The organism is Candidatus Burkholderia verschuerenii (assembly GCF_001189365.1).
GTDB lineage: Bacteria > Pseudomonadota > Gammaproteobacteria > Burkholderiales > Burkholderiaceae > Caballeronia > Caballeronia verschuerenii.
Genome location: NZ_LFJJ01000445.1, coordinates 1 through 1,007, shown reverse-complemented (window position 1 = coordinate 1,007; position 1,007 = coordinate 1). Strand labels below are relative to the sequence as shown.

General features: G+C 44.8%; 1 protein-coding gene. It reads left to right on the top strand.

The features are described 5' to 3' along the window. A partial coding sequence (locus BVER_RS29630) for a reverse transcriptase domain-containing protein (protein ID WP_157056330.1) occupies positions 1–1,007 on the top strand: 1,007 nt, incomplete at both ends.

Below are 1,007 nucleotides of genomic sequence, written 5' to 3'. Positions count from 1 at the left end.
AACCGGAGGGGTGTGAGTTACAAAAAGTTCAGGAGCTTTTCAATCCTTGTGGAGAGGGGTGGAATATCGAACTGCTTAGGAGGTTGTTTTCGGAGGAAGAGGTTAATGCCATTAAACAGGTCCCGGTGAGCTCCCTAGGTGTTCAGGACAGACTGGTATGGTGCCACACCAAAAATGGTCAGTACTCAGTCTCTTCTGGATACAAAGCAATCATGTGTGATAGGAAGAAGGAGGAGGAAGGAGTTGGATCAAGTAATATGAATGAGAACGAGGAGAAGAAGATGTGGAACAAGATCTGGGGTCTTCAAGTCAAAAATAAGATCAAACATTTTATTTGGAAGGCTGTTTATGATAGATTACCGGTGGGTAAGAATCTGGGGAGAAGGGGATTAAAAGGAGTGGAGCACTGTCATTTGTGCGGAGCTGAAACTGAAACAACGGAACATGTTTTCTTTCATTGTCCCACTGCTAAAAAGATCTGGAAGTTATCCCCTGTCAGCTGGGATGGTCTTGAAACACATACTCACTCTTTCAAAGACTGGTGGAATGCACAGGCGAAAATGGGGCAACAAAATATGATCCAAGATAGGCAAGATTTGACAGTCTATATTTTATGGCAGATTTGGAGGAACAGAAATGAATGGTGTTTCTCAGAAACCAGAAGACATGAGAAAGAGGTGGTTCAAAGAGCATGGGAGGAATGGATGGAGTTCAAAGAAGCGCAAGCTGAGAAAACCAGAATTTCCAACAAGCCAATTCTGGTTAGGACGCGAGTGAGGTGGACTGTACCTGGGCCAGGGATTGTCAAAATAAACGTAGGTACTGCTGAGGATAGGTCGAAGGAGTCATCGGGTATAGGGATAATAGCTAGAGGAGAGGCCGGAAATATTATGCTGGCTATGATAGTTACTAGGGATTCTTCATTGAATCCAGTGGTGACGGAGCTGGAAGCAACACGGTTGGCACTTATTTTGGCGCATCAAAACCGCTGGAGCAAGGTGGAGATG